The sequence below is a fragment of the Thermoanaerobaculia bacterium genome (assembly GCA_035260525.1).
Taxonomy (GTDB): domain Bacteria; phylum Acidobacteriota; class Thermoanaerobaculia; order UBA5066; family DATFVB01; genus DATFVB01.
The window spans coordinates 24,300-46,622 of the sequence record DATFVB010000156.1; the positions used below are offsets into that span (position 1 = coordinate 24,300).

Genomic DNA, 22,323 nt, shown 5'->3' on the forward strand with positions numbered 1-22,323 from the left:
GAGCAAGGTGACGAGCCAACTCACCCGGGCCCCGAATGCTATCTGAACGAGGGTAGGGCGAAGCGATCAGGTGCGGCGAGGCGCGAGCGAGACGGGATGCGGGCACGCCTGACGAGTCCCGAGGCGTACCGAGAGCGTACGTTCAGGGCGCGGCAGGCGGGCACGCGCCCGTATCGCTCGATGCATCGCCGCACCAGCTACTCTGTCGCGATCGCGATGTCGTCGGGAAAGTGATGCCACCTTCGGAAGTTCGACGGCGAGCATTCCCGGGCTTCCTCGGCCGTCGCGTGCCGCGCGTTCCATGCGGTGTTGACGTGGAGATAGAGGTGCATCATCGCGGCGAGCAGCTTCTCTTCGTCGAAGGTGGGCTCGCTTTCGAGCCGGCGGATCGTGCCGGCGAGCGCCGACTCCGCTTCCTTGAGGTTGAAGAGCACGTAGTCACGGTTCATCGTTTCCTCCCCGGCCGGCCGCCGGGCGTCCGGGGCCGCGGCATCATGCGTTTGATCAGCTGGACCTGTCCCGCGTGGTACAGATCGTGGGCCGCCGCGCCCGTGACGAGCGCCGTCCGCGACGTCTTCCTTCCGGGAAGCCGCCGGTCGAGCGCGGCCGGATCGATTCGGGCGATCGCATCGCGCAGCGACCGGTGCGTCGCGTCGAGGAGCGCCACGTCCGCCTTCCACTCCGCTTCCGAACCGCCGGGCCGCTCGAACCAGTTGGAGCCCTTGCGGGCGAACGATCCCCTCGGCGCTCCCGTCAGCGACCGGATCACGACATACTTCCAGTAGGCGGCATGGACCGCGATCTCCCAGATGTTGTGGCGCCGCTTGCCGGGCCGCCACGAGGCTTCCTTCGCCGAAAGCCCCCGCAGCGCGCCGCGAAGGTTCGTGCCGTGCCAGGACTTTCGGTCATAGGCCCGGTCGCAGGCGGAGAGAAGGACGTCGATCACCGCGGGGAATCGGGCCATGGTTCGGGCCGTGGTTCGGGCCATGATCCGGGAGGATAACGCGGGGAGGTGGAAACGGGTGTCGCCGGACGGCGGTCCGGGCGGGAGGGCGGCAGAAAGCGATCTACCGGACGGCCTGGCCGTCCGGACGCCGGAGCGCCCCTAGCGTCAGCGGGTCATCATGAGGGAGAGTCCCCGGACCACTCCCCAGATCTCCGCGGCGACCGATGCGATTCCCAGGATCGTGATCGCGACCGGGACCCAGCGCCCGCCGGAAGGCTTCCGGCGGGCGTCGGCGTCGTCCCGATCTTCCCCTTCGCTCATCGAACCGCTCCCGCACCTATGCATACGGTGTTCCCATGCCTTTGTACGGTCCCCGAGGCGAAACGGTTTGATCAGGCGCGGCCGGCGAGAGTCGTTAGAATGCCCCGTCGAAGGAAGGCACGCCACGCGTCGAAATTCCACCGCAAACCGCGAGCGGCGGACGCCGGGAGGCGCCCGGCCGGAGCTGACGACGCCCCGCGGCGCCCGCGTGGCGGTTTTGCTGCTCGCGAGCGGCGTCCTCCTCCTTCTCCCCGGCTGCCGCCAACGGACGTCCGTGAGCGTCGCGTCGGCGAGGCGGCAGGACCTCGCGATTCCCGTTCTCTGCGACGGCACGCTCGAACCGGAGCCGGGAAGCGAGGTGCGGGCGGCCGACGGGGCGACCGTCGACCGCATCGTGGTCCGGGACGGCGCCCGAGTCGCGGCGGGAGACGCGCTCGTTCGCCTCTCGGCGCCGGATCTCGAGCGGCAGGCGCGGGAAGCGCGGGCGGAGGCGACGGCGCTCGCGGCCGAGCGCGTTTCGCTCGCGGCGGAGGCGGCGAGTCTCGAGGCCGAGGCCGGGCGCCGCTCCCGGACGGCCGAGTCCGACGAGCGGCTGCTTCGCTCCGGCGCGATCACCGCGGAGGTCCGCGACGCCGACGCGGCGGCCGCCGACGAGGCGCGGGCGCGCCTCTCCGCCTCCCGCGCCCGCCTCGCCGCGCTCGCTCCCGGCGGAGCGTCGCGCCTCGATCTGGCGAGGCGCTCCGCGGACGATCTGGAAGCTCGCGTCGCGCGGCTCACCGTCAAGGCGCCGTCGGCCGGAATCGCCTACGGTCTCCCGCGGAGGGAAGGCGAGCGCGTTGAGGCCGGTCAGGTCGTCGCCGCGATCGCCGATCCCGTGCGCCGGCGGCTCCGCGCCCGCGTCGACGAGCCGGACCTCCCGCGGATCGCTCCCGGTCAGCCGTTGACCGCGACGTTCGACGGTCTGCCGGGACGCGAGTGGCGCGGAAAGGTCACTGCGGTTTCGAAGACGCTGCGCGACGAGGGGGGCCGGCGCGTCGGCGATGTGACCGGCGAGATCGCCGACCGCGCCGCCGAGCTCCCGGGCAACGCCTCGCTCAACGTCTCGATCGTGACGGCTTCGCGCCGGGGGGCGCTCGTGGTGCCTCGCGCGGCGCTCCAGCGCGACGGCGACCGCCGGTTCGTCTTCGTGCTCGACGGCGGCCTCGCGAGGCGGCGCGACGTGGCGGTCGGGCTGCTCGGCGCGACCGAGGCGGAGATCACCTCCGGGCTCCCGGAGGGGGCGCGCGTCATCCTGCCGGGCGCCGCGCCCTTGAAGGACGGATCGCGGGTCTCGGCCTCCGGAGCGTCCTGATGTTCCCCCGCGAGGTCTTCGAGGCCGCTTTCCACCGGTTCCGCACGCACCCGCTCCAGACCGCGCTGACGCTCACGGGGCTCGTCGTCGGGACCGCGTCGATCATCCTCGTCGTCACGCTCGGCCTGACCGGGCGCGGGTACGTCATGTCGCAGATCGAAGGCGTCGGCTCGCACCTCATCTGGGCGAGCTACGACGGGACCGTGACCTCCGGCGTGTCCCGCACGCTCGACGACCAGATCACCGACGCGGACGTCCGCGCCGTGGCGGCGAGGACCGACCTCTTCTCCGGGGTCACGCCGCTCGTCGCGCTTCACGACGAGATCGCCGTTCTGTCGGGCGTCCGGAACCTCACCATCCTCGGGACGGACGAGAATTATCCGGCGGTCCGCAAGAACCTGCGCATCCTCCAGGGACGTTTCTTCGACCGCGACGACGTGGAGCAGCGGGCCAAGGTCTGCGTCGTCAACCGGGAGCTCTACGGAAAGCTCTGGCGCGGCGACGACCCTCCCGGGAAGACCGTGCGGGCGCTCGACACGACGTTTCGCGTCGTCGGCGAGTTCGAGGAGCCGGTCGACACGCTCGGGCAGGGCGACGTGACTCCGGACACGATCTTCATTCCCTCGACGGTCGCGTGGTACTTCACCCCCCGGCGGCGCGTCGACACGCTCTTTGCCGAGGTGCGGGACTTCGCCCGGATCCCCGACGCCGTCGAGGAGACGCAGAAGCTGCTGGCCGAGCGCCACCACACGGGCTCGGTCTACCGGGTCGACAGCATGACGACCGTGATCCGGCTCGCGCGCCGGATCTCGCTCGGATTGATCGTGGCGTTCGTCATCGCCGCGGGGATCGCCGTCGTCGTCGGGGGGGTCGGGATCATGAACATCCTGCTCGCGTCGGTCGAGCAGCGCACCCGGGAGATCGGGCTGCGGCTTTCGGTCGGCGCCCGGCGGCGGGACATCCTTCGGCAGTTCCTGCTCGAGGCGCTGATGCTCGGCGCCGCCGGCTCGCTCATCGGGGTCGTCCTCGGGACCGCGATCCCGCTCGTTCTGCGCTGGATCGTCACGCGCGTCGCGATCCGGATCTCTCCGGCATCCGCGATGTTCGCCTTCCTCTTCTCGTGTCTGGTGACGCTCCTCTTCGGCGCGGTTCCGGCCTACCGGGCCGCGCGCCTGAGCCCGACGGAGGCCCTTCGCCATGAATAGCTTTCCCGTTCTCGCCGCCGCGTTCCTGGTCGGGGCCGGCGCTCCCGCGGGCGCGCAGACGCCCGCCTCCGCCCCTCCGCAGGTCGTGACGCTCCGTTCGGCGGTCGCGGCGGCCCTCGCCCGTTCGCCGTCGCTCGCGGCGGCCGAGGCGGCGAGCGACGAAGGCGCCGCCGGCGCGCGCCTGGCGCGCGACGCGTACCGCCCTTCGGCGTCGCTCATCGCGACCCCCGGCTACGCGAGCGGGCTCCCGGTCGCGGTCGCGGGCCAGGTGCCGGCGATCGCGGGAATCGACGTGCGGCAGACGATCTGGGACCCGGCCGCGAAGGCCGAGGAGCTCGGCTCCGAGGCGGCGCGGGAGGAGCTCGACGGCGCGCGCGAATCCGCGCGGATCGAAACGGCGCGCGCGGTCGTCGAGCTCTACGCGCGCTGCCGCGCGGACGGGGCGGTCGCGGAGGCGGCCGCGCGCCGCGTCGACGCCGCCCAGGAAGTCCTCCGCCACGTCGAGGCCCGGCAAAAGGAAGGTCGCGAGACCGACCTCGCCGTCGAGCGCGCGGCGCTCCTCCTCGCGCGAGCGCGGCAGAAGTCCCTCGACGCGGCCTCCGACGCCGACCTCGATCTGCGCGAGCTGCGGATGGCGATCGGCGCCTCGCCGGGACGGGAGCTGCTCCTCCCCGACGACCCCGCGAGCGTCCTCCCGGCGGAGGTTCCCGACCGCGAGGCGGCGTTCGCCGCGGACCCGGCGCTGTGCGCGCTCGAACGCCGCGGCGAGATCCTCGATGCGCTGCGGCGCGCGAAGGCGCGGCCGATCGCGCCCGTCGTGCAGGCGGAGGCGCAATACTGGCGCCTCGCCTCCGGGAGCTACGCGCGGTACTACAACCATTTCAAGGCCGACGACTGGAGCGTCGGCGTCGCCGTGGCGGTGCCGCTCTTCTCCGGCGGACGGCTCGCCGAGGAGCGCGCCCGGAGCGAGAGTGCCTGGAGGCGCGTCGAGGCGCAGGCGCGCGAGCGCCGCGAGACGCTCGACCTCCTCTTCGCGCGCGCGGAGGCGGCCGCTGCCCGCGCGGGGTCGGCCGCCGCGCTCGCCCGCCGGGCCCGGGGCGTCGCCGAAGGCGCGCTCGAAGCCGCCGAGGCCCTCGCGCGGGAGGGGAGGGGCGACGCGGACGCGCCGGCGCTGCGCCGCCTCGAGCTCTCCGACGCCGACGAGGAAGTCGCGGACGCCGAGCGCGCGCTCGCGGCGGCCCGGGGCGAGCTGCTTGCGGTGTCGGGGCGCCTCCTCGCCGCCCTCCAATAAGAGCCGGCGCGGCGACCTGTCCCGCCGAAGCCTTGGCGGAGGTGGATACATCGAGCGAGTGCCGTCGCACTGGCGTGCTTGGCGATCGGCGCGCTCAGTGCTCGCGCACTGGCCGCTTCGCGGCTGATCCGCCGCATTGCGGCGGCCGCGCTGGATACCCGGGCGCGTGCCGGCCCGCCGCGCCCTCAACGTACGCTCTCGGTACGCCTCGGGACGCGGCGTGCCTGCCCGCATCCCGTCTGGCTCGCGTCTGGCCGCGCCTCGTCGTCGGTGCAACTGAGCTCGCCCTCGAAGGGAAAGCGGATACATGGAGCCCGGCGGGCGCGTGGCCGGCCGCGGTGTCGTCGCCGTTCGTTCTCGTTTGCGATTTCAGCGAACGGTAGGGCATTCGAAGAATTCGACAATCCCAAAGATGCGCGGTAATCGAGCGGCCTCTTGACGTATAAGTAAATATCTGTATAGTTATTTTCTATGGGACGCCGGGCGAGAGTCACGCGAGCGCAGGTGCTGGCGGCGGCGCGGGAAGCGTTCGCCGAGGGGGGATTCGACGGGACGACGCTCGCCGCGATCGCCGCGCGGCTCGGGCTCAGTCCCGCCGCGCTGCTTCGCCACGCTCCGACGAAGGAGGCGCTGTTCGGAGCGGCGATGGCGGCGGGCGGTCCCGCCATGTCCGTCCCGCTCGACTTTCTCGGCGCCCTCGACGGGAGCGAGGACCCGATCGCAGTGCTGCGTCAGATCGCCGAACGGGTGATTCCCGTCCTCGAGGCGACGTTTGCCGAGACGATCGTCGGCTGGCTTCACGCCCGGAAGAAAGCCGGGCCCGTCGCCATGCCGCTTCCGTTCGACCCGCGCCTTCGCTCCTCGCCGCCGCAGCTGGCGTTTCGCGCGATCGAGGCGTATCTCCGGAAGGCGGTGCGGAAGGGACGCCTCCGCGTCGCCGATCCCCGGGCCGCGGCGACCGCGTTCCAGGGCGCCCTCTTCGCTTACGTCGCGTTCCACAAGCTCTTCCGCATCCTCGACCCGCCGCTGCCGCTCGACCGGTACCTCGCGACGGTCCTCGAGATCTGGGCGCATGGCGCCGCCCCGCCCGCGCCGAAAGGGAGGCGCCGATGAAGAAGAAGATCGCCCTGTCCGTCATCCTCCTGCTCGCGGCGGCGGGCGCGGCGTTCTGGTGGATCACCTCGCGAGCCCGTTCGAAGCCGCTCGAGCTCTCCGGGTCGATCGAGGCGCGCGACGCGCAGGTCGGCTCGCTCGTCGGGGGGCGGGTCGTTCGCGTGCGGGTCGACGAGGGAGCGGTCGTGAAGAAGGGGGACACGCTCGTCTTCCTCGAATCGGACCTGCTCGACCGGCAGATCGAGCAGGAGCGCGGCAACGTCGCCGCGCAGAGGGCGAACCTCGAGAAAGTCGTGCGCGGTCCGCGGACCGAGGAGATCGCCCGCGCGCGCGCGGACTGGGGAAACGCGGAGACGAAACGCCGGCGCAGCGAGGCCCTGCTCCAATCGGGGCTCCTGAGCCCGCAGGAATACGACGCCGACGCCGCGCAGGCCAGGATGCTCGGCGAGACCTACCGGGAGCTCGCGCGCGGCAACCGCCCCGAGGACATCGCCCAGGCGCGGGCCCAGCTCGCCGCCGAGGAGGGCCGGCTGGCCTATCTCCTCGAGCAGAAGGACGAGCTGGTCGTCCGCGCGCCCGCCGACGGGATCGTCCAGACCATGGACCTGCGTCCCGGCGATCTCGTCGCGGCCAACCAGGGGATCGTGACGATCCTCGAGCCGTCCGAGATCTGGGTGCGCGTCTACGTGCCGGAGCCGAAGCTCGGCCTCGTCCGCGTCGGTCAGTCGGCGGCGATTTCGATCGACACGTTTCCCGGCCGGAGCTTCCGCGGACGCGTCGTCGAGATCCGCCAGCAGTCGGAATACACGCCGAGAAACGTGCAGACGCTCGAACAGCGCGGCGACCAGGTCTTCGGCGTGAAGATCGCGATCGAGCCCGCGCCGGAGCTCAAGCCCGGCATGACCGCCGTCGTCCGGCTGTCCCCGTGACGGGGAACGGGGACCTCGGCATCGAGGTTCGAAGCGTGACGCGCGACTTCGGTCCGGTGCGCGCGCTCGACTCGGTCTCGCTGTCGATCTCGCGGGGGGAGATCTTCGGGCTCCTCGGCCCGAACGGATCCGGCAAGTCCACGCTCATCCGGATTCTCTGCGGCCTGCTCGTCCCGACCGCCGGCGCGGCTTTCGTCGACGGCCTCGACGTCTCGACCTCGGGCGAGGAGGTGCGCCGCCGGATCGGCTACGTTCCGCAGCGGTTCTCCCTCTACGAGGACCTGACGGTGCTCGAGAACCTCGACTTCTTCGCGTCGGTGTACGGCCTCGAAGGAGAAAAGGCGAAGGAGCGCCGGCAATGGGCAATCGACCTCACCGGGATCGGCCCGTACCGCGAGCGCCTGGCGGCGCAGCTCTCGGGCGGATGGAAGCAGCGACTCGCGCTCGCCGCCTCGCTCATGCACGATCCTCGCGTCCTCTTCCTCGACGAGCCGACGGCGGGGATCGATCCGGTCGCGCGGCGCGAGCTGTGGAACCTCCTGTTCGAGCTCGCGGGCCGCGGGACGACGGTCCTCGTCGCCACCCACTACATGGACGAGGCGGAGCGATGCGGCACGGTCGCGTACCTGTACCTCTCGAAGCTGCTCGTCTACGGCAAGCCCGACGAGCTCACGCGGTTGCCCGAGGTCACGCCGGGAGGGATGCGGCGGATCGAGGCCGCGTGCGATCAGGGGGTCGCGACCTTGATGGGCCACGCCCGGACGCTGCCGTACGTCGAGGACGTGACGATCTTCGGCAATTCGCTGCACCTCCTCGTGCGCGCCGGCCGGGATGACGCGGCGATCGCCCGCGATCTCGAGAGGGAGACCGGCTCGCGGGTCGTGGTTCGCCCGATCGAGGCCGCGCTCGAGGACGTCTTCGTGCGGCTGACGAAGATCCACGCCGGGCGAAACGGAGCTCCGGTTTCCCCGGCGGGCCCGGGAGGGAATCCATGAGGGGCCTCCGTGCGGTTCTCCGCAAGGAATGGACCCAGATGTTCCGGGATCAATGGACCCTCCGGATGGCGTTCGTGATCCCCATCCTGGAGCTCGTGCTCTTCGGCCTGATCGACACCAACGTGCATCACGTTCCGACTGCCGTCTTCGATCAGAGCCGGACGCCGGAGAGCCGCCAGCTGGTGCAGGACCTGGTGAACACGGGCTACTTCGAGATCCGCTCCCTTCCCGGCTCCGCGGAGGACGTTCGGCGGGAGATCGTCGCGGGAAAGACCTCGGTGGGAGTCCTGATCCCGCCCGATTTCGCGCGGCGCCGCTTGAACGGCGAGCCGGCCGATTTCCAGGTCCTGATCGACGGCTCCGACTCGACGATCTCGTCGCAGACGCTCGCGGCGGCGAGCGGCGTGGCGTTCCAGCGCTCGCTCGAGGAGATCGCCGCCCGCGCGCACGTCACCGACCTGCCCTTGCGGCTCCACCCGCTCCTGCTCTTCAATCCCGACTCGCGAAGCGCGAATCTCCTGATCCCCGGGCTGATCGCCATCCTGCTGACGTTCTCGGCGACGTTTCTCGCCGCGTTCGGGATCGTCAAGGAACGCGAGCGGGGAACCCTCGAGCAGCTGATGGTCACCCCGGTCTCGCCGGCCGCCGTCGTGATCGGAAAGCTCCTTCCGTACCTGGCGCTCGCCTTCGCCCAGCTGATCGTGATCCTGATCCTGATGGCGACGCTCTTCCGTGTGCCCATCCACGGCAGCGTTGCGCTCCTCTTCGGACTTTCGACGATCTATCTCTTCTCGCTCCTCGCGCTCGGGCTCCTCGTGTCGTCGCGGGCGAAGACGCAGATGGAGGCGATCCAGCGGGCGCAGGTCATTCTGCTTCCGTCCTTTCTCCTCTCCGGCTACTTCTTCCCGATTTCGTCTCTTCCCGCCTGGCTGCGGCCCATGGCCTACGTGCTGCCCGCGACGTACTACATCAAGATCGCCCGGGGCATCATCATCCGCGGCGCGGGGTTCGTCGACCTCTGGCCGAGCGTGGCGGCGCTCGTGGCGATTTCCGCGATACTCGTCGCGGCGAGCACGCGGGCTTTCAAGAAGACGATCGGCTAGGCGCGATACCATCGCGCCTGATGTGCGGGATCGCCGGCCTCGTGGATCTCGACGGCGTCCCGCCGGACCGCCCTCTCCTGCTGTCGATGATGCGGCGGATCGCGCATCGCGGCCCCGACGGCGGAGGCTGGATGGAAGACACGGCGGGGTCGATTCTCGAGGGCGGCCGCGAGTCGTCGGTTCCCGCCTCCGGACGGCGCTTCGCGCCCCGCCGGCCCGGCGCCTCCGCGGCGCTCGGCCATCAGCGCCTCGCGATCACCGATCTCTCGGAGGCGGGCCGGCAGCCGATGTCCCGCGGCGACGGGCGGTGGTGGATCGTCTTCAACGGCGCGATCTTCAACGCGCCCGAGCTCCGGCGGGAGCTCGAGGAGGCGGGCGAGCGCTTCACCAGCGCGACGGACACGGAGGTCCTCCTCGCCGCGTGGATCCGGTGGGGCGCCGCGGCGCTCGACCGGTTCAACGGGATGTGGGCCTTCGCGATCTGGGACGCGCGGGATCGCGAGCTCGTCTGCGCGCGCGACCGGTACGGGATCAAGCCGTTCTATTGGACGACCGCGGGGGACGTCTTCGCGTTCGGATCGGAGCCGAAGGCGCTCCGGCCCGTTCGCCCGGCGGCGCCCGACCTGAAGCTGGTGGCGGACTATCTCGCCTGGGGGTCGAGTATCCCCGGGGGCGACGCCACCGGCTACGACGGCTACCACGAGCTTCCGGCGGGCTCGATGCTCCGCACGGACGCGTCGGGCATCCGGGTGGAGACATGGTACGACCTCGACGAGCGGGTCCGCGACGCTCCGCCCGCGCCGCCGTTCGAGGAAGCCGCCGCGCGACTGCGGGAGCTCCTCGACGACGCGATCCGGATCCGCCTCCGGGCCGACGTCCCCGTCGGACTCCTGCTTTCGGGCGGCGTCGATTCCTCCGGGATCGCCGGCATCCTCGCGGCACGTCACCGCGGCGCGTTCTCGGGTCCGGCGATATCGCTCCGCTATCGGCGGAAGGAGATCGACGAAAGCCGCTACTCGGACGCGGTTCTCCGTGCGACGGGGATTCCGGGCGTATACGTCGAACCGACGCCCGAGAGCTTCGATCGAAACCTCGACGAATACATGGCGAGAACCGGCCACCTGACCATGGGCTCGGTCGGGTACGCCCAGTACCTTCTGTACGCGCGGGCGCGCGCCGTCGGGCTTCCGGTGATCCTGGTAGGGCAGGGATCCGACGAGCTCTTCGGCGGCTACGAGCCCTGGGACGTGCACGTGACGCAGCTCTGGAACCGGGGACGGAAGTGGACGGCCGTCCGCGAGGGCCTCCTCTCCGGGCGGCGTCAGTGGGGATGGCCGATCGGGATCCGGCATACCGTCGGCGTCCTGCGGACGGCCCGGCGGCCCCCGCGATGCCGGTGCGACCGCGCCGGGACGCTCCAGGATCACCAGCGGCACTTGCTGCTCCTCGACTACCTGCCCGCGATCCTCGAGGGCGAGGATCGCAACTCGATGGCCTCCGCCGTCGAGTCGCGGCTGCCTTTCCTCGATCATCGGATCGTCGAATTCGCGCGAACCCTTCCCCCGGATTACCTCTGCCGCGGCGGCTGGACGAAGGCCGTGCTTCGCCGCGCGCTCGACGGACTCGTTCCGGAATACGTGCTCCGGCGGCCGCGCAAGCTCGGTCTCCCCGGCCCGCTCGCGGGGCTGGCCTGCCCGCCGGAGGCCGACGCCGCGCGCCGGCGCCTCATCGAAGGCGGGTGGTTCCCGGCATCCCTCGTCGGCGAGGCCGGCTCCGCGCTCTCCGCCGCCGGGCAGATGCGCCTTCGCCTTCTCGACGCCTGGGCCCGAAGCTGCCTCGACCGGCCCGCGGTCAGCCCGGCGCCGCCGGAGGAGTCCCGCGCCACCGTTGCGTGACCCGCTGGAGCGTGCCGCCGAGGAGCCCGCGGTCGAGGCGGCGGAGCTTCCCCTTCCAGCCCGCGTCGCGGTGCCACCGTTCGATCCGGCGCGCCTCGGCGATCTTTGCGCGCACTGCCGCCGCGATCCGGCCGGCGCCCCCCCGTTCGAGAAGCGGGACGAGCGGAGCCCAGTAGAGCGCGAAGTTCTCCGGTGAGTATCCGAACGTCATCGACTCGATCGCCTCGGGCGTGACCCGCCGGCCGCCGAAAGCGGCGAAATCGTCGAGAACGCCGAGCGCGGCGAGGGCGGTCATCGTGCGGAGGCACTTCTCGCAGCGCCCGCAGTTCGACTCGCCGTCCGGCAGCGGTCCCTCGAAGCACACCTGGAGGTGCCGGCGCGCGACGTCCCACCCGGCGATCTCCGCGATCTTCTCCGAGCGGCCCGGGCGGAACTCCTCGTGCCGTATTTCGACGCCGGAGCTCGAGAAGAGAGGGTCGAGCAGCGGATGGGTCCCCCAACGGTGGAGCGCGCCCGCGTCGAGCGTCGCCGCGATCGACGCCGAGCCGATCCGTTGCGCGAAGGCGTGGGCGGCCGAAGCGAGGAGCGCGCCCTGGTCCTGGGGGCCGGCCAGCACGACGCCGCCCAAAATGCGGAAGTTGCCGTCGATCTCCACGACTTCGAGGTCGTTCCGGGCGGCGATCTCCGCGACGGCCTTCGCGTGGCGGCGGGCGAGATCGCCGGCGCGGGGTGTGGGCACCTCTTCGGCAAACGACATGCTCCGAATGGAAATCGCGTCGCGGAAGGACGCCGGGTGCCCGGCGGGGAAGGCCTGCCGGTTCTTCCGGAGCAGATGAAGGGAATCGACTCCGCCGGTCAGGAACAGGGCCGACCGTTCTCGCCGCCCGGCGAACGGACGAAAACCGTCCGACGGCTCCAGGGCCGCCGGAGGGCGGTCGCGCTTCCACCATGCGGAGAGGAGCCGCTGGACGGCTGCGATCCCGTCTCGGAGGCGCGGACAGACCGCTCCCTCGACCGCGATCCGCCGTTCTCCGGAGCGCCAGGCGGGGACGACCGAGGCGAGCAGGAAAGGGTGCGGGTCGGCTCCGAGTACGTCGGCCCCCGTTCCGCGGGAGGTGAACGTCAGCTCGAAGGGAGGGCGGCCGGATTCTTCCCATTCGACCCGTGCGGAGAGCGCGACGCGGTCCCCGTTCCGCGCGAGGGAAACGCCGCCGATCCTCATGTCGCCCTTGCCACCGCGCGGCGGATCGCGAGGAGACGTCCGCCGAGGAGCCGGCGGTCGGCGCGGCGGAGCAGGCCCTTCCATCCCGCGTCCTCGAACCACCGCGCCTGCCGTGCGGCGACGGCGAGCCGGCGCTCCACCGCACCGGCGAGGTCGTCGCGGCGGCCGCGGAGGAGCGGAAGGAGATCGCGCCAGTAGGGGGCGTAATGCGGACCGAAGTCGAAGGCCCCGACCGTCCGCGCGAGATCGAGGGCCGGGAACTCGCGCGCCTCCTCGAGACGTCCGAAAGCGGCGAGCGCGGTCATGGTGCGGAGGCACTTCTCGCAGCGGCCGCAGTTGAGGAGCGGCGGCGGGGGCCCGCTCATGCAGACGAGGAGCCGCGAAACGGCGCCTCCCGCAGCGCAGAGCTCGGCGATCCGGTCGGGCCGGGAGATTCCGATTCCCTCGTGGCGGACCGCAACGGCGGCGCTTCCGAGAGCGGCGTCGATCAGGGGATGCGTCCCGAGCGGGACGAGAATCGTCACATCGCGCCCGGAGGCGAGCGTCGCCGAGCTCCATCGGGACGGGAAGAGGTGCGCGGCGGACGCGAGCACGGACGAAAGCGAACGTTTCGCGATGAACTCGATTTCCGGCGCGAGCGCCGTGACGTTCGTCGCGACCGACACGAGCGCGAGACCCGATTCCGCGGCGGTCTCCTCCAACACGGCCCGGGTGCGGGCGTAACCGGCGAACGGCTCCGCCGGGTCGAGCTGGTCCGGCGCGTAGAGGCCGAAGACGGCGAGCGCGTCGGTAAACGATTCGGGATGGTCGCGGGGGAAGTCGGCGCGGTTGCGACGCAGCAGGTGCGTCGAGTCGACACCCCCCGTCAGGAAGACCGCCGCCCGCGGCGGGCGGCGGGGAAAGGCGGCGCAAAACCCTTCGCGCGCCTCGATCCGGGGCGGCTCCGAAGACGTCCCGCGCCACCCGTCGAAGACGCGCGCGATCGTGAGGAGTCCTTCGGCGAGCCGCGGGCAGACCGGTCCCTCGAGCGCGACTCGGCGCTCCCCGCTCGAGGCCGCCGGAAGGAATGCCGCCGCGAGGACCGCGTCGGACGAGGCGGCGAGATCGGCCGCAGCGGCGCCTTCGACTTCCCACCAGACGTCGAGGGGCGGACGCCCGCTTTCCTCCCAGAGGACGCGGGCGGCGACGCGGGCGCCCGCGCGGGTCGGCTCCCGACGAAGGTCGACGATCCTCATCGCGCCCCTCGGGCGATCCGCCGCCGGAACGCGAGCGCGCGCCCGCCGAGCCACCGCCGGTCGAGACGCCGAAGCAGGCCGGTCCATCCGCGATCCCGCTCCCACTCCTCCGCGCGGCGGTTGGCCTCGAGCCTCTCGTCGATGGCATCGGCGAGGTCGGGGCGCCCCGCGCGGCGCGCCCCGGAAGCCATCGGTTCCCAGTAGTAGTCGAGACGGCGGTACGATGGGACGCCGGGGAGGCTCCGGATCGCATCGGCCGTGACGTCGCGCGGGAACGTCTCGGACTCCGCGAGCGCGCCGGCGACGAGGAGCTCCACCATCGTTCGCAGGCACTTCTCGCAGCGACCGCAATTGAGCAACGGGTCGCCGGGAAGCGGGAAGCTGCAGGTATAGAGGTGGCGGCGGCCGGGCTCGGATCCTCCCACCCGGGCCGCCTTTTCTTCGCGCTTTATGCCGATCCCGTCGTGGACGAAGCGCACGGCCGACGTTCCGAAGAGCGGGTCGAGCAGGGGGTGCGATCCCCAGGGATGGAGACCCGACATGACGTCGTCGGACGCCGCGAGGGCGACGGTCGAGACTCGTCCGGAGAGGAGCTGCGCGATTGCGGCGAAGAACGAGCCGTGCGACTCGAGTGCGAACGAGCGAAGGCTTCCCTGGAGCCCGAGCAGGTTCGTGGAGACCACCGTCAACGGCAGCCCGGCTTCGGCCGCGGTCGCCCGGACCGCGCGTTCCGATCGCGCGCCCGTCTCGGCGAGCTGCGGTTCGTCCGGAAAAAGGCCGCAACGCGTGACGAAGATGGCGCGCCGGACCGCGGCCGGGTGCTCCCGCGGTAAGCCGGCTCCTCGCGAGAGGAGGAGGTCCAGGGAGTCGAGCCCGCCGCTGAGGAAGATCGCTTCCCCTCCGGCGGCGGGAGGATAACCCGCGCGAAATCCTTCGGAGGGCTCGAGCGCCGGCATCCGGCGGTCGCCGCCGTACCAGCTCCCGAGGACCGCCGCCGCGGCGCGGAGCCCGTCGCGGAGGACGGGGCAGATCGCCCCTTCCACGGCGATGCGGCGCTCTCCATCGCGGAGGGCGGCGACGAACACCGCGATCAGGAACGCGTTCGGGTCGGCGGCGGGGACGTCGCCGGAAAGGAACGAGAAATGGAGGTCGAACGGCGGGCGGCCGGCGTCCTCCCACTCGACGCGCGCCTCGATCGTGTCTTCCCCGGCGGTCCCGGTGCGGCGAATCGCCCCGATCTTCATCGCGGCCGTCGCGCCCGCCGGGCCCGGCGGAGCGCGCCGCCGAGCCACCGCTCGTCGGTGCGCCGCAGCGCTCCCTTCCACCCCTGGGCCCGGAACCAGCGGTCGTGCGCCTCCTGGCGGGCGATCAGCCGTCCGATCGCGGCGGCGAGGTCCCGGCGGCCCGCGTCGCGCGCAGCGGGGGCGAGCTCGTCCCAGTAATAGCTCATGATCCGGAACCCTTCGAGAGGCGCGATCGCATCGATCGTCTCGGCCGAAACGCGTCCCGGGGGAAACGTCGGCGGTTCCTCGATTCCGGCGCCGACGAGGAGCGAGACGCGGGTCCGCACGCACTTCTCACAGGCTCCGCAGTTCGCCGTCTCGCCGGGGAGGGGGCCCTGGCCGCACACGTAGAGCGACGCGAGAGCCGCCGGCCATCGGGCGATCGCCGCCGTCTTCCGGAGGCGCGACGATTCGATTCCCCGGTGGTGGACGGCGACGGCGGCGGTGCCGAAGTTCGGGTCGATGAGCGGGTGCGATCCCCAGGCCCGGAGGCCCTGAACCAGGTCGTGCGAAGCGCTGATCGTCACGTCGGTCAGATCCCGCCCGGCGGCTATTCCGGCGGCCGCGAGCAGCGAACCGTGCGTCCACCGCATATGGCCCTCGGCCTCCGGCTCCAGAACGGCGGCGTTCGTGGAGACTTCCGATCGTTCCAGGCCGGCGGCGTCTGCGATCGCCCAGACCGAGCGAGAGCTGCGGGCTTCGACGTGCGCGCGGCGTTCCGGAGAGGAGTCGACCGGAAAAATGAAGTCGCCCAGGCGGACCGCCTCGCGAAACGAGAGCGGGTGGTCGACCGGAAGATCGCGACGGTTCCGGAGGATCTCGAAGGTCGAGTCGATCCCCCCCGAAGCGAGAATCGCCGCGCGGCGGCGCGCCGCCGGACGCGGAGGAACGAAACCGCCCGCCGGCTCGATCGCGGGCGTCGGCCCGGGATGCCGATGCCACGCGCCGAGGAGCGCGGCGGCCGCGGCGATCCCGTCGCGCAACCGCGGGCAGACGCTTCCCTCGACCGCGATCCGCCGTTCTCCCCGGCGGTACGCCGGCATCGCCGCCGCGGCGACGAACGCATTCGCGTCGACTTCGCGCCCCGACGGCCCGGCGACGTCGAAAAAGACGACGAACGCGGGCCGGTCCGCCTCTTCCCAGACGATCGTCGCCTCGGTCCGCACGCGCCCGGCGGCGGAGGCCGTCCGAAATCCTTCGATCCTCACGCGAAGAGCCTGCGGTAGAGCTTTTTGATCCGGCCGCCGAGGACGTCGCGGTCGAAACGCCGGATCGCGCCGGTCCAGTCGACGCCTTCCACCCGCTGCCGGTGGTGGATTGTCGCGCGGATCTTCCGCTCGATCGCGGAGGCGAGGTCACCGCGTCCGCGCGCGCGGATCGGGTCGACGAGCGTTCCCCAGAAATATTCCGTTCCGTTGTCGAACTCGAGACCGCGGATCGTCTCCGCGGTCACGCGCACGGACGGGAAGGACCGCGCGTGCTCGAGCACGCCGCTCGCTTCCATCTCGACGAGCGTCCGAACGCACTTGGTGCACCGGCCGCAGTTGATCGACGCGCCGGCGGGAGCGTTGCCGCAGCAGATCAGCCGCGCGAGCGCGGCGGTCCGTTCTCGGAGGCGTGCGACCTTCTCGACGCGGCGGAGCCCGAGCGCCTCGTGCCGGATCGCCAGCGCCGCGCTTCCGTAGCTCGGGTCGAGGAGCGGGTGGCTTCCCCACGGCACGAGGTGCTCGCCGGGCCACGAGGAGCCGAGGGCGACGGTGCTGAAGCGTCCGGCCAGCAGGTGCGCGCCCGATAGGAGCGCGGCTCCGAGAAAGCGGTGGGCGAAGAACGCGAGATCGTCGTCCAGGCGCCGCAGGTTCGTCGTGATCGGCGCGAGCCTCACGCCGACGTCGGCCGCGATCTCGCGGAGCGGGATCTCGAGGCGGGCGTACTGCGAGACGGCCCACGGCGACTCCTCCGCTCCCGGGTAGTCGAGCCCCCGGATCCACAGCGCGTGCGAGAAGCGAGCAGGATGGCCGGCCGGGAAGTCCTCCCGGTTGGAATAGAAGAGGTGGAGGGAGTCGATGCCGCCGGTCAGGTAACCCGCGGAGGCCGGCTCGGCGCGCGGAGTCGCCGCCCTCCATGCGTCGCGGGGCTCGATGCGGGGGACCGGCCCCGTGGCCGGGTGCCAGGACCGGATCACTCCCCCGACGGCCTCGAGGCCCGCCGCGAGGAGCGGACACACCGCGCCTTCGACGGCGATCCGCCGTTCCCCGTGGCGCAGCGCCGGCACGAACGCGGCGGCGACGAACGCGTTCGGGTCCGGGAAGGCGTCGGCCGCGAGGTCCTCGTCGAGGTCCCACCAGATCTCGACGGGCGGGCGGTGCGAGTCCTCCCAGACGACGGTCGCCGCGAAACGCGTCCCGAAGGTCCCCGGTCCCGTCCGGATCCCGCCGATCCTCATGCGGACCGCCGGCTCCGCAGGCGCCGACTCGACTGGAGGAGCGCCGACCCGAGGAAACGGCGGTCGAGTCGGCGAAGCATTCCCTTCCAGCCGCGGTGAAAGCGCCACGCGTCGGCGACGTGCGCCCGGGAGACGAGCTCCTCGGCTGCCGACGCGAGCTCGCTTTGACCTCGCGCGCGAAACGACTCCACGATCTCGCTCCAGAAATCGGCGACCGCCCACGGGTGAAGGCCGGTGCTCAGTTTCCGCAGGAGCGCGGGCGTGAGGTCGGTCTCGTCGAAGCTCGCCGCCCGGGCCGCCGTCGGCCCGAGCGCGGCGAGGGTCCGCACGCACTTCTCGCATCGTCCGCAGTTGAGCGAACCGGAGCCGAGGGGCCCGCGGGTACAGACCATCAGCGAAGCGAGGGCCTCCGGCCAGGCGGCGATCCGGCCGGCTTTCCCGATCCGCGGCGTCTCGATCCCCTCGTGGAACACCGCCAGCGCGCTTCCGGAATAGAGCGGATCGAGAACGGGATGCGAGCCCCAGGCACGCAGGTTCGCGGCGTCGAGACCGGCCGCGATCGTCGCGGAGGAGATCCGACGCGAGAGGAGGTGTGCGACGGACGAAAGCATCGCGGCGTGATACTTCGCGCAGAAGAAGCCGATGTCGTCCTCGAGCACGCGCAGGTTCGTGCGAACGAAGATCGGATGGAGATCCGCGGCCGCGGCGAAGGCCGTCGTTGCTTTCTGCGTGCGGCGCCAGTAATCGCGCGCCCGCGGCGAGTCGTCCGTCGGCTCGAAGATGTACCCCTCCAGGACGACCGCGTCGCGCAACGACGCGGGGTGCTCGCGGGGATAGCGGTCGCGGTTGTGCGCGACCGCGAAAAGCGAATCGAGGCCGCCGGAGAGGAAGACTCCGGCTCGGGGGACCGGCGGCGGGAACCGCGGCGCCGTGCCGCGAGAGGACTCGATGACGGGCGCGGGAAGAGCGGCGGAGAACCAGCGAGCGAGGAGCCTCGCCGCCGCCGCGAGCCCTTCGGCGAGCCTCGGGCAGAGCGTCCCCTCGACGATAAGGCGACGCTCTCCGTGGTGCTGCGCGACGACGGCCGCCGCGACGGCGAAACCGTCGAGCTCTTCCGTGAGCGCGGGACCGAGCGCCGGCGCGACCTCGGCCCAGATTTTCCGCGGGCGCCGATCGGAGTCCTCCCACGCGATCGTCGCGGCCACGCGGACCGCGTCGGCCGTCTCCTCGCGCCGGAGGTCGAATAGCCTCATGGGCGCGCGCCCGTCAGGAGGAGTCTTCGGGCGCGGAGGAGCCGCCCGCCGAAGAGTTTCCGATCGGTCCGGCGAAGGACGCCGCGCCACCCCGCGTCCGCGTGCCAGCGCCGAACGGCCCGCGCCCGCACCCCGCGGCGCTCGACGGCGCGCGCGAGGTCCGCGCGTCCGCGCCGTCTCAGGGGCTCGACGAGCGGCAGCCAGAAGAACTCGAGGTCGGGAGCAACGGCGGCCGACTCGACGGCGGCCGGGGAGAGCTCCACCGCGAAGGACCCGGCGCCGGCCGGCGCGCCCGCGGCCGCGAGCTCGGTCATCGTCCGCACGCACTTCTCGCACCGCCCGCAGTTGAGCGCCGGCCCCGGCAGCGGTCCTTCGTGGCAGACGAGGAGGCGGGGGAGGAGCTCCGGCCGCGCCGCGATCGCCTCGATCTTCTCCAGACGCGTGCGGTCCGCGCCCTCGTGCCGGATCTCGAGCGCGCCGGAGGAAAAGAGCGGGTCGAGGAGCGGATGCGAACCGGCGGGGGTGAGCATCGCCGGGATTTCGTGCCCGGACGCGAGCGCGACCGACGTCCAGCGCGACGAGAAGAGGTGGGCCATCGACGCGTAAGCCGCGGCGAAGTATTCGCGGCCGGAGAACGCGACGTTCGATTCGACGGCGAGGAGATTCGTGTCGACCCGGGTCAACGGGACCTCGAGTGCGGCGGCGAGCGCCGTGGAGGCGCGGGCCGCCCGGTCGCGGAGATCGCGATCGGCGGACGAGCCGGGCGGATGGACGTAAGGAAAGCCCGAGACGTGGAGCGCGTCCCGGATCGAGGCCGGATGGTTCGCGTCGAACCGCGAACGGTTTCGGAGGAGAACGTCGAGGGAGTCCGCGCCCCCGGACAGGAAGCACGCCGCCCGCGGCGGGGGCGGGGCGGGCGCGCGGAATCCCTCGGAGGGCTCGATCCCCGGGAGCGTCCGCGGCTCTTCGTACCACGATTGGACCAGACCGGCCGCCGCCTCGAGCCCGTCGCGGAGGCGCGGGCAGACGGCTCCGTCGATCGCGACGCGGCGTTCGCCGTGGCGCATCGCCGGGAACGCGGCGGCCAGGAGAAAGGCGTTGGCGTCCGGCTGGAGCGATTCCGCCGCTTCCCCCTCCGCCGCGTAGACGATCTCGACGGGAATCCGGCCGGAATCCTCCCAGATCACCGTCGCGCCGACCTCGACGCGGGCGCCCGCCCGGGTGCGCCGGAGCCGCTCGATCCTCAACTCGCCGGCCCCGGGCGAAGCAAACGGCGCGCGTCGAGCAGCGCCGATCGGAAATGCTTTCGATCCAGGCGGCGAAGCCGGCCTTTCCATCCCGCGTCGCGAGTCCACGCCCGGACCCGGTCCATCTGCGCGATCTTCTCCGCGATCGCACTCGCGAGGTCGGACCGCCCGGCCCGGCGGAGCCGCTCCGGAAGCGGGCGCCAGAAGAAGGCCGTGTGAGGATCCGCGCGGAGCGCCCGGATCGACTCCGCGGTGAGGCAACCTTCCGGGAACGCATTCGCGGGCGCTCCCGCGAGGAGGAGCTCGATCTGGCTGTGCAGGCATTTCTCGCACCGGCCGCAGTTGGCGCCCGGCGCATCGAGGGGCGTGGTCAGGCAGACGTGGAGGTGGGGGAGGAGATCGGGGCGCCGCGCGAGCGACGCCGCCTTCTCGATCCGTCCCCGGTCCGCTCCCGCGTGCCGGAACCGCAGCGCGCCCGTCGAGAAGAGCGGGTCGAGCAGCGGGTGCGACCCGAGCGGGTCGAGCCTCACGCCGAGCTGCTGCGCCGACGCGTAGGAAACCTCCGTGAGCCGGCGCGAGAACAGATGCGCGACCGCGGCGTAGGCGCTGCCGAACCATTCCTGGCGGAAAAAAAGGAAGTCGCGGTCCAGCTCGCCCAGGTTCGTGCGCACGAGCGACAGCGGCGCGTCGAGCCGGCGGGCGAGCGCGGCGGCCGCCGTGCGACCGCGCGACACGAAGCTCTCGCTCGAAGGCGATCCGGGCGGCCCCGTCCAGGGAAGGCCGGAGACGTGCAGCGCGTCCTCGAAGCGAGCGGGATGTCCCGGGGGGAAGTAGGCGCGGTTGCGCACGAAGACGTCGAGGGAATCCATTCCGCCCGACAGGAACGCCGCGGCGCGCGGGACCGGCGCCGGAGCCGGGGAAATGAATCCTTCCGCCGGCTCGATCGCGGGAAGCGTCCGGGGAGCGCCGTACCACGATTTCAGGACCGTGGCGGCGGCGCGAAGCCCGTCGCGCAGCGCGGGGCACACCGTCCCTTCGACGGCGATCCGCCGCTCGCCGTGCCGCATCGCCGGAAACGCCGCGGCGAGGAGCATCGCGTCGGGATCGGCGCGGAGCGACGACGCCGCGGCGCCGCGCGCCTCGAAGAAGAGGTCGAAAGGCTCGCGGGCCGCGTCTTCCCATCGAATTCGTGCGGACGCGCGCGCGCCGTCTCCCGTCACGCGGCAGTCGAGAGCGTCGATCCTCATGGCGCTCCGGCCCGCCGGACGGCGCGCGCCGCCGCGGCGAGGCTTCCGTGGAGGAACATCCGATCGAAGCGCTTGACGAGGCCCTTCCAGTCCTCCTCGTCGCGCCATCGGCGGAAACGACGCGCGGCGTCGAGCTTCTCCTCGACGATCGCCGCGAGATCGTCTCGTCCCGCCCGGCGAAGAGGAACGACGAGCTCCTCCCAGAACTCCTCGAATCCGGTCGTCCACTCGAGCGCGCGGAGGGCTTCGGGCGAGACGTCGCTCTCGGAAAACGTTTCGGCTTCCGCGAGCCGGCCGAGAACGAGGAGTCCCACCGCTGTCCGCAGGCACTTTTCGCAGGCGCCGCAGTTGAGGCGCTCCCGCGGCGGCGGCCGCCAGTTGCACGTCTGGAGGCGCCGCAGCCCCTCCGGCCATTCCGCGACGACGGCGAGCTTCTCGAGCCGCGTGCGGCCCGCGCCGTCGTGCCGGATCGCGAGCGCGGAGCTCGCGTAGTTCGGGTCGAGCAGCGGGTGCGATGCGCACGGGAGGAGATGGCCGAGGTCGTAGGAGGAGGGAATCGACAGCGCCGATATCCGCGCGGTCAACGCGTGTCCCGCCGCGGCGAGCGCGGCGCCGAAGAAGTCGTGGATGTAGAAGTCGAGGTCGTCGTCGAGCTCGCGCAGGTTGAAGCGCATCGGGACGAGGTCGATCCCGCACTCGCGCGCGAGCCCCGACAGCGACGCGACGCGCCGGTCGAAGCGCTCGAACTCGAGCGGGCTCGAGTCGGGGAGCCCGAAGTCGTGTCCGAGGATCAGGATCCCGTCGCGGATCGACGCCGGGTGCTCCCGCGGGATCTCGAGGAGGTTCATCCGGAGCGTGAAGAGCGAGTCGACGCCGCCCGAGAAGAACGCGGCGGCGCGCGGAGGGTTCCGCCGCGGCGGCGGGCGGAAGCCCTCGGACGCTTCGATCGCGATCTCGGGACGGGGGGCCCCCCTCCACGAGGCGAGAACCGTGAGCGCCCCGCGGAGCCCCTCGCGCAGCTCGGGACAGACGGCGCCTTCGACCCGGATCCGCCGCTCTCCGTGGCGCGCCGCGGGAACGATGCATCCCGTGACGAACGCGTCGGGGCTGGGCGAGAGCGCGTCGGCGAGGCCTTCGTCGGTCTCGAAGCAGACCGTCCGGGAGGGGCGGTCGGCGTCCTCCCAGACCACGTCCGCGGCCACCCTCGCCCGCCCGTTCGACCGCTCGCGTCGGAGAGCGGAGAT

Annotated in this window: 20 protein-coding genes; 8 read left to right on the forward strand and 12 right to left on the reverse strand. The window is 72.1% G+C overall.

Annotated features, from left to right (window positions below):
* Nucleotides 1–197: 197 nt before the first annotated feature.
* The 3 genes from VKH46_07485 to VKH46_07495 form a co-directional block, all read right to left on the reverse strand.
* Nucleotides 198–449 carry a hypothetical protein gene (locus tag VKH46_07485; protein HKB70670.1) on the reverse strand — a complete coding sequence of 84 codons (252 nt, stop codon included), beginning with the start codon at nucleotides 447–449 and terminating at the stop codon, nucleotides 198–200.
* Nucleotides 446–964: a DinB family protein gene (locus VKH46_07490; protein ID HKB70671.1), complete on the reverse strand. Its 519-nt coding sequence runs from the start codon at nucleotides 962–964 to the stop codon at nucleotides 446–448. The genes VKH46_07485 and VKH46_07490 overlap by 4 nt, the downstream gene beginning before the upstream one ends.
* Nucleotides 965–1,111: 147 nt before the next feature.
* Entirely contained in the window at nucleotides 1,112–1,267 is a 156-nt protein-coding gene (locus VKH46_07495) for a hypothetical protein (protein ID HKB70672.1), read from the reverse strand.
* A gap of 208 nt (nucleotides 1,268–1,475) precedes the next feature.
* On the opposite strand from VKH46_07495, the gene VKH46_07500 reads away from it, so the two are divergent.
* The 8 genes from VKH46_07500 (at nucleotide 1,476) to asnB (ending at nucleotide 11,149) form a co-directional block, all read left to right on the forward strand.
* Entirely contained in the window at nucleotides 1,476–2,618 is a 1,143-nt protein-coding gene (locus tag VKH46_07500) for an efflux RND transporter periplasmic adaptor subunit (protein HKB70673.1), read from the forward strand.
* Entirely contained in the window at nucleotides 2,618–3,823 is a 1,206-nt protein-coding gene (locus tag VKH46_07505) for an ABC transporter permease (GenBank protein HKB70674.1), read from the forward strand. Before VKH46_07500 ends, VKH46_07505 begins: the two co-directional genes overlap by 1 nt.
* On the forward strand, nucleotides 3,816–5,114 hold the full coding sequence (locus VKH46_07510) for a TolC family protein (protein HKB70675.1): 1,299 nt from the start codon (nucleotides 3,816–3,818) through the stop codon (nucleotides 5,112–5,114). Before VKH46_07505 ends, VKH46_07510 begins: the two co-directional genes overlap by 8 nt.
* A gap of 471 nt (nucleotides 5,115–5,585) precedes the next feature.
* On the forward strand, nucleotides 5,586–6,227 hold the full coding sequence (locus VKH46_07515; GenBank protein HKB70676.1) for a TetR/AcrR family transcriptional regulator: 642 nt from the start codon (nucleotides 5,586–5,588) through the stop codon (nucleotides 6,225–6,227).
* Complete coding sequence (locus tag VKH46_07520; protein HKB70677.1) at nucleotides 6,224–7,156, forward strand: efflux RND transporter periplasmic adaptor subunit; 933 nt, start codon at nucleotides 6,224–6,226, stop codon at nucleotides 7,154–7,156. Before VKH46_07515 ends, VKH46_07520 begins: the two co-directional genes overlap by 4 nt.
* The gene (locus VKH46_07525) at nucleotides 7,153–8,151 is read left to right on the forward strand and encodes an ABC transporter ATP-binding protein (GenBank protein HKB70678.1); all 999 of its coding nucleotides are present in this window, start codon (nucleotides 7,153–7,155) and stop codon (nucleotides 8,149–8,151) included. Before VKH46_07520 ends, VKH46_07525 begins: the two co-directional genes overlap by 4 nt.
* On the forward strand, nucleotides 8,148–9,254 hold the full coding sequence (locus tag VKH46_07530) for an ABC transporter permease (protein ID HKB70679.1): 1,107 nt from the start codon (nucleotides 8,148–8,150) through the stop codon (nucleotides 9,252–9,254). The genes VKH46_07525 and VKH46_07530 overlap by 4 nt, the downstream gene beginning before the upstream one ends.
* Before the next feature lie 20 nt (nucleotides 9,255–9,274).
* The gene (gene asnB / locus VKH46_07535) at nucleotides 9,275–11,149 is read left to right on the forward strand and encodes an asparagine synthase (glutamine-hydrolyzing) (protein HKB70680.1); all 1,875 of its coding nucleotides are present in this window, start codon (nucleotides 9,275–9,277) and stop codon (nucleotides 11,147–11,149) included.
* Here the strand turns inward: asnB and VKH46_07540 are convergent.
* The 9 genes from VKH46_07540 to VKH46_07580 are packed head-to-tail and all read right to left on the reverse strand — an operon-like array spanning nucleotide 11,106 to nucleotide 22,281.
* Nucleotides 11,106–12,371 (reverse strand): hypothetical protein, encoded by a 1,266-nt coding sequence (locus VKH46_07540; protein HKB70681.1) that lies wholly within the window; start codon nucleotides 12,369–12,371, stop codon nucleotides 11,106–11,108. The genes asnB and VKH46_07540 overlap by 44 nt on opposite strands.
* Nucleotides 12,368–13,606 carry a hypothetical protein gene (locus tag VKH46_07545; GenBank protein ID HKB70682.1) on the reverse strand — a complete coding sequence of 413 codons (1,239 nt, stop codon included), beginning with the start codon at nucleotides 13,604–13,606 and terminating at the stop codon, nucleotides 12,368–12,370. Before VKH46_07545 ends, VKH46_07540 begins: the two co-directional genes overlap by 4 nt.
* Nucleotides 13,603–14,850 carry a hypothetical protein gene (locus tag VKH46_07550; protein ID HKB70683.1) on the reverse strand — a complete coding sequence of 416 codons (1,248 nt, stop codon included), beginning with the start codon at nucleotides 14,848–14,850 and terminating at the stop codon, nucleotides 13,603–13,605. The genes VKH46_07545 and VKH46_07550 overlap by 4 nt, the downstream gene beginning before the upstream one ends.
* Complete coding sequence (locus VKH46_07555; GenBank protein HKB70684.1) at nucleotides 14,847–16,097, reverse strand: hypothetical protein; 1,251 nt, start codon at nucleotides 16,095–16,097, stop codon at nucleotides 14,847–14,849. The genes VKH46_07550 and VKH46_07555 overlap by 4 nt, the downstream gene beginning before the upstream one ends.
* Nucleotides 16,094–17,332, reverse strand: coding sequence for a hypothetical protein (locus VKH46_07560; GenBank protein ID HKB70685.1), 1,239 nt, complete (start codon nucleotides 17,330–17,332; stop codon nucleotides 16,094–16,096). The genes VKH46_07555 and VKH46_07560 overlap by 4 nt, the downstream gene beginning before the upstream one ends.
* Nucleotides 17,329–18,585, reverse strand: a complete 1,257-nt coding sequence (locus VKH46_07565) for a hypothetical protein (protein ID HKB70686.1) — start codon at nucleotides 18,583–18,585, stop codon at nucleotides 17,329–17,331. The genes VKH46_07560 and VKH46_07565 overlap by 4 nt, the downstream gene beginning before the upstream one ends.
* A complete protein-coding gene (locus VKH46_07570) occupies nucleotides 18,582–19,832 on the reverse strand; it encodes a hypothetical protein (protein ID HKB70687.1) in 1,251 nt (416 codons plus the stop codon). Before VKH46_07570 ends, VKH46_07565 begins: the two co-directional genes overlap by 4 nt.
* On the reverse strand, nucleotides 19,829–21,079 hold the full coding sequence (locus VKH46_07575; GenBank protein ID HKB70688.1) for a hypothetical protein: 1,251 nt from the start codon (nucleotides 21,077–21,079) through the stop codon (nucleotides 19,829–19,831). Before VKH46_07575 ends, VKH46_07570 begins: the two co-directional genes overlap by 4 nt.
* Nucleotides 21,076–22,281, reverse strand: a complete 1,206-nt coding sequence (locus VKH46_07580) for a hypothetical protein (GenBank protein ID HKB70689.1) — start codon at nucleotides 22,279–22,281, stop codon at nucleotides 21,076–21,078. The genes VKH46_07575 and VKH46_07580 overlap by 4 nt, the downstream gene beginning before the upstream one ends.
* Nucleotides 22,282–22,323 lie beyond the last annotated feature (42 nt).

Excerpts from the sequence above, each read along its gene's own strand:
- VKH46_07565 (HKB70686.1), bottom strand. The coding sequence starts at position 18,585 with ATGAGGCTATTCGACCTCCGGCGCGAGGAGACGGCCGACGCGGTCCGC.
- VKH46_07560 (HKB70685.1), bottom strand. The coding sequence starts at position 17,332 with ATGAGGATCGGCGGGATCCGGACGGGACCGGGGACCTTCGGGACGCGT.
- VKH46_07485 (HKB70670.1), bottom strand. The coding sequence starts at position 449 with ATGAACCGTGACTACGTGCTCTTCAACCTCAAGGAAGCGGAGTCGGCG.
- VKH46_07550 (HKB70683.1), bottom strand. The coding sequence starts at position 14,850 with ATGAAGATCGGGGCGATTCGCCGCACCGGGACCGCCGGGGAAGACACG.
- VKH46_07545 (HKB70682.1), bottom strand. The coding sequence starts at position 13,606 with ATGAGGATCGTCGACCTTCGTCGGGAGCCGACCCGCGCGGGCGCCCGC.
- VKH46_07540 (HKB70681.1), bottom strand. The coding sequence starts at position 12,371 with ATGAGGATCGGCGGCGTTTCCCTCGCGCGGAACGGGGACCGCGTCGCG.
- VKH46_07505 (HKB70674.1), top strand. The coding sequence starts at position 2,618 with ATGTTCCCCCGCGAGGTCTTCGAGGCCGCTTTCCACCGGTTCCGCACG.
- VKH46_07495 (HKB70672.1), bottom strand. The coding sequence starts at position 1,267 with ATGAGCGAAGGGGAAGATCGGGACGACGCCGACGCCCGCCGGAAGCCT.
- asnB (HKB70680.1), top strand. The coding sequence starts at position 9,275 with ATGTGCGGGATCGCCGGCCTCGTGGATCTCGACGGCGTCCCGCCGGAC.
- VKH46_07515 (HKB70676.1), top strand. The coding sequence starts at position 5,586 with ATGGGACGCCGGGCGAGAGTCACGCGAGCGCAGGTGCTGGCGGCGGCG.
- VKH46_07510 (HKB70675.1), top strand. The coding sequence starts at position 3,816 with ATGAATAGCTTTCCCGTTCTCGCCGCCGCGTTCCTGGTCGGGGCCGGC.
- VKH46_07490 (HKB70671.1), bottom strand. The coding sequence starts at position 964 with ATGGCCCGATTCCCCGCGGTGATCGACGTCCTTCTCTCCGCCTGCGAC.
- VKH46_07530 (HKB70679.1), top strand. The coding sequence starts at position 8,148 with ATGAGGGGCCTCCGTGCGGTTCTCCGCAAGGAATGGACCCAGATGTTC.
- VKH46_07575 (HKB70688.1), bottom strand. The coding sequence starts at position 21,079 with ATGAGGATCGACGCTCTCGACTGCCGCGTGACGGGAGACGGCGCGCGC.
- VKH46_07520 (HKB70677.1), top strand. The coding sequence starts at position 6,224 with ATGAAGAAGAAGATCGCCCTGTCCGTCATCCTCCTGCTCGCGGCGGCG.